3 protein-coding genes are annotated in these 4,588 nt (G+C 65.2%); all 3 read left to right on the forward strand.

The annotated features are described in order from the left end of the window. The first annotated feature begins 79 nt into the window (after window positions 1-79). On the forward strand, window positions 80-1,216 hold the full coding sequence (locus tag JWQ89_RS00005) for an ATP-binding protein (RefSeq protein ID WP_299637309.1): 1,137 nt from the start codon (window positions 80-82) through the stop codon (window positions 1,214-1,216). Beyond that, window positions 1,213-2,661 carry a nitrogen regulation protein NR(I) gene (gene ntrC, locus JWQ89_RS00010; protein ID WP_299637310.1) on the forward strand — a complete coding sequence of 483 codons (1,449 nt, stop codon included), beginning with the start codon at window positions 1,213-1,215 and terminating at the stop codon, window positions 2,659-2,661. The genes JWQ89_RS00005 and ntrC overlap by 4 nt, the downstream gene beginning before the upstream one ends. A gap of 252 nt (window positions 2,662-2,913) precedes the next feature. Further along, window positions 2,914-4,588, forward strand: a 1,675-nt coding sequence (locus tag JWQ89_RS00015) for a HAMP domain-containing protein (protein WP_299637312.1), incomplete at its 3' end; no start/stop codon positions are given.

A 4,588-nucleotide genomic window follows, 5' to 3' on the forward strand; every position in this document is an offset into this window, starting at 1 on the left:
AGCTTCTCAACTGCGAGGATCCCGCCGAGGTGACGAGGATGATCGGCGACATTTACGCCGGCGACTGGAGGCTTGCCGCATGAGCAAGGTTCCGCCACCGGCCCTCAGCACTGCCGTGCTGCAGGCCTTGCCGCAGCCCGTGCTGGTCTGCACCGAAGATCGCACCATCGTCTTCGTCAACTACGCCGCCGAGGCCTTCTTCGGCGCCTCGATGAGCGTGTTGTCGCGCCAACGCCTCGACGACCTCATTGCCTTCGGCTCGCCCATCATCGGCCTGATGCAGGCCGTCGCCGACCGTCGCGGCCCGATGACCGAGTACCGTGTCCGCGTCGGCTCCTCGCGCTTCTCCGATGCCGGCGACGACCGGGTGGTCGACGTCTTCGCCTCGCCCTTGTCCGACGCCGACGGCCGCATCGCGCTGCTGTTCCAGGAACGCACCATGGCCGACAAGATCGACCGGCAGTTGGTCAGCCGCGGCGCCGCCCGTTCGGTCACTGGCCTGGCGTCGATGCTGGCGCACGAGATCAAGAACCCGCTCTCCGGCATCCGCGGCGCGGCGCAACTGCTGGAGCAGAGCGTCACCCCGGATGAACTGCCGCTGGCCCGACTCGTTCGCGACGAGGTCGACCGCATCGTCGACCTGATCGACCGGGTCGAGGTGTTCGGCGACGACCGCCCGATCGAGCGCGAGCCGATCAACATCCATGTCGTACTCGATCGCGTAAAACTGGTCGCAAAGAACGGTGTCGCGCGGGGCATTACCTTCCACGAGGAATACGATCCCTCACTGCCGCCGGTGGGAGGCAACCGCGACCAGCTCATTCAGGTGTTCCTGAACCTCGTCAAGAACGCCGCGGAAGCCCTTGAACGGACACCAAAACCCGAGATCAGGTTCTCCACCGCTTTCCGTCCCGGCATCCGCATTTCAGTGCAGGGAGTCTCCGAGCGCATCTCGTTACCGCTCGAGATCATCATCGAAGACAACGGCCCCGGCGTGCCGCCCGACATGGTGCCGATCCTGTTTGATCCGTTCGTGACGACAAAGGCCAACGGCTCCGGCCTCGGCCTCGCGCTCGTCGCCAAGATCATCGGCGATCACGGGGGCGTCGTCGATATGGACAGCCGCCCTGGTCGCACCCGTTTCCGCATTCTTCTGCCGGTCGCCGCCAAGTCGACCAGACACGAGACCGAATCCGAAGAGGTTCTGGCCAAATGAGTCACACGGTGCTGCTCGCCGACGACGATGCCGCGATCCGCATGGTGCTGAACCAGGCGCTGACGCGCGCCGGATACGAAGTCCGCCCCACGGGCAACCTTTCCACGATGTGGAACTGGGTAAGCCGCGGGGAAGGGGACCTGCTGATCACCGATGTCGCAATGCCCGACGGCAATGCCTTCGACATCATGCCCAAGATCAAGAAGCTGCGCCCCGACCTGCCCATGGTGGTGATGAGCGCGCAGAACACCTTCATGACCGCAATCCGCGCCAACGAGGTCGGGGCCTACGAGTACCTGCCCAAGCCGTTCGACATTGCCGAGGTGCTCTCGGTCGTCGCGCGCGCCCTCGCCGACGCCAAGAAAGCTCCCGCGGGCGACAAGAAGGCCGACGAGCCGGGGGAGACCATGCCGCTGGTCGGCCGTTCCCCGGCCATGCAGGACATCTACCGGGCCCTGGCGCGGCTGATGCAGACCGACCTCACGGTGATGATCACCGGCGAAAGCGGCACCGGCAAGGAACTGGTGGCGCGCGCGCTCCACAATTTCGGCAAGCGCCGCAACGGCCCGTTCGTAGCGATCAACATGGCCGCCATCCCGCGCGACCTCATCGAAGCCGAGTTGTTCGGCCATGAGAAGGGCGCCTTCACCGGCGCCACCGCCCGCTCCTCGGGCCGCTTCGAGCAGGCCGAGGGCGGTACGCTGTTCCTCGACGAGATCGGCGACATGCCGATGGAGGCCCAGACCCGCCTGCTGCGCGTGCTGCAGGAAGGCGAGTACACCATGGTCGGGGGCCGCACGCCGATCAAATCCAACGTCCGCATCGTCGCTGCCACGCACCGCGACCTCAGCCAGATGATCCGGCAGGGACTGTTCCGAGAGGACCTCTACTACCGTCTCAATGTCGTCCCCATCCGCCTGCCGCCGTTGCGCGAGCGGGTCGACGACATCAACGATCTGGTCCAGCACTTCCTCCGCGCCGCCCAGCGCGAGGGCGAGCCGGTCAAGTCGATCGCCCCGGACGCGATCCGGCTCATGCAGAACTACTCCTGGCCCGGCAACATCCGCGAACTGGAGAACCTGGTGCGGCGGCTGTCGGCGCTCTATGCCGACGAGAACATTTCGCTCGAGATCGTCCAGAGCGAACTCAACCTCGCCGATCGCCAGCCGGTCCCTGTGAACTCGGGGCCGGTCGATGTCTCCACGGCTGTGGAAACTCACGTCGCCCAGGTCCTGCGCGAATACGAGCCAAACTTGCCGCCGGCCGGTCTCTACCAGCGTGTGCTCGATAGGGTCGAGGCGCCGCTGATTGCGATGGCGCTAAATGCCTGTGGCGGCAACCAGATTCGCGCTGCCGATCTGCTCGGCCTCAATCGGAATACGCTACGCAAGAAGATCCGCGCCCACAGCATCGAGATCGTCAAGCAGTCGCGCCGCCAAGGCTGATTACATCACATTCCCGGGCGGTCCGTTGACCGCTGTTGCAAAAATGCACCGACAGGACTAGGGAAGCCAGGGAGTTGTTCCTGCGCTTTCCACAAGTGTCTCATTTCGGCAACAATTGTCTTTAAGGGTGAATCAGAAGGGCAAGGCACCCCCTCGATCCGCCCACAACCCGGCTTCTGGATGCACGACGCAACGCTCGTAAGCGACGCACTGCCTGAGCCGACTCCGGCGCCCGCCCGGACGCGTCCGGTCATGTTTGGCGACACCGGCCGTAAGGCCATCCGCACCATCGGCCTGATCATCGTCCTGCTCTCGGTGTTTGTCTCCTCCGGCTCGTTCCTGATCATGACCGGGGCGACCGATATCGAACCGACGCCCGAAGTCTGGACCATCATCTGGATCGTCAACGGCCTGCTGGTGCTGTCGGTGATTGCCTTGGTGCTCACCGAGGCAACGCTGCTGATCCAAGCGAGGGTACAAGGGCAGGCGGGCGCCGGACTGCAGGTCCGCATGGTCGCCATGTTCGCTACCGTGGCTGCCGTGCCGGCCTTGCTGGTGGCAGTGGTGGCGATGATCTCGCTGAACCAAGGGCTCGACCAGTGGTTCTCGGAACGCACCCGCACCATGGTCGAGAGTTCGCGTCTCGTCGCCCGGTCCTACATGCTCGAGCACTCCCAGGTGCTGCGCGACGACATCATCTGGGTAGCGACCGAGCTCGAGCAGGCCCGCGGTACCTTCGAAGCCGACCGGACGAAATTCCAGCGCATCCTGACCGCGCTCGCCGTCACCCGCTCGCTTCCCTTCACCTCGCTGATCTCCGCCGACGGCGACACCCTGATGAAGGCGCAGATCAACGCGCCGGGCACTGCGCCGCGCGTCCCCGAGGGACTTACCCAGGGCGTCATCGAGGGCCGGCCGACCGAGATCGCGCCGGGCCGCACCAACCTCGTCGGGTCGGTGGTCAAGCTGCGGGGCTACGATAACACCTACCTGTTCGTCGCCCGCCCGGTGGATCCCGAGGTCCTCGAGTTCACCCGGCTCACTGACGAAAACATCACCGAGTACCGCAACTACGAGAGCAACCGGCTGGTTTTCCAGATCACCTTCACGCTCATGTATGTAGGCCTCGCGCTGGTGCTGCTGCTCGCCGCGGTGTGGATCGGCATCGCGCTGGCCAACCGCTTCGTCGACCCGATCCGGAACCTCATGATCGCCTCGAGCCGCGTTTCCGACGGCGATCTCGACGTACGCGTGCCGGTGCAGCAGGGCAGGGGCGATCTCCGCGATTTGTCTAGCCGCTTCAACACCATGACCCAGCAGCTGAAGACGCAGCGAGTGGCGCTCGTTGAAGCCAATGAGACCAACGAGAAGCGCCGCCAGTTCACCGAGGCGGTGGTGGAAGGTGTGTCCGCGGGCATCGTCGGGCTTGATCCGTTCGGCGCTATCACGCTGGTCAACCTGCGCGCCGCGGAAATGCTGGGCACGGACGAAATCTCGCTGGTCGGCAAGCGGATCGACGAGGTGGTCCCGGCGCTCTCTCCGGTGATCGAGCGCGCCAAATCGGCGCGCCGCGGCACCATCCGCGACCAGATCGAGATCGGCTCCGGTCCGGACTATCGCACCTATCAGGTGCAGCTCACCCGCGAAGGGACGATGACCGAGTCCAAGGGCTTCGTCGTTACCCTCGACGATATCACCGACCTGCTCTCGGCCCAGCGTACCGGCGCCTGGGCCGACGTCGCCCGCCGCATCGCGCACGAGATCAAGAACCCGCTGACCCCCATCCAGCTCTCCGCCGAGCGCCTGCAGCGCAAGTTCCGCAAGGGCGTGGCCGCCGAGGACCTGGAGATCTTCGACCGCTGCACCGACACCATCGTGCGGCAGGTGGGCGACATCGGCCGGATGGTGGACGAATTCTCCGCCTTCG

Origin of the sequence: Devosia sp., assembly GCF_028290645.1 — a bacterium.
Taxonomy (GTDB): Bacteria; Pseudomonadota; Alphaproteobacteria; order Rhizobiales; family Devosiaceae; genus Devosia_A.

Excerpts from the sequence above, each read along its gene's own strand:
- JWQ89_RS00005 (WP_299637309.1), top strand. The coding sequence starts at position 80 with ATGAGCAAGGTTCCGCCACCGGCCCTCAGCACTGCCGTGCTGCAGGCC.
- ntrC (WP_299637310.1), top strand. The coding sequence starts at position 1,213 with ATGAGTCACACGGTGCTGCTCGCCGACGACGATGCCGCGATCCGCATG.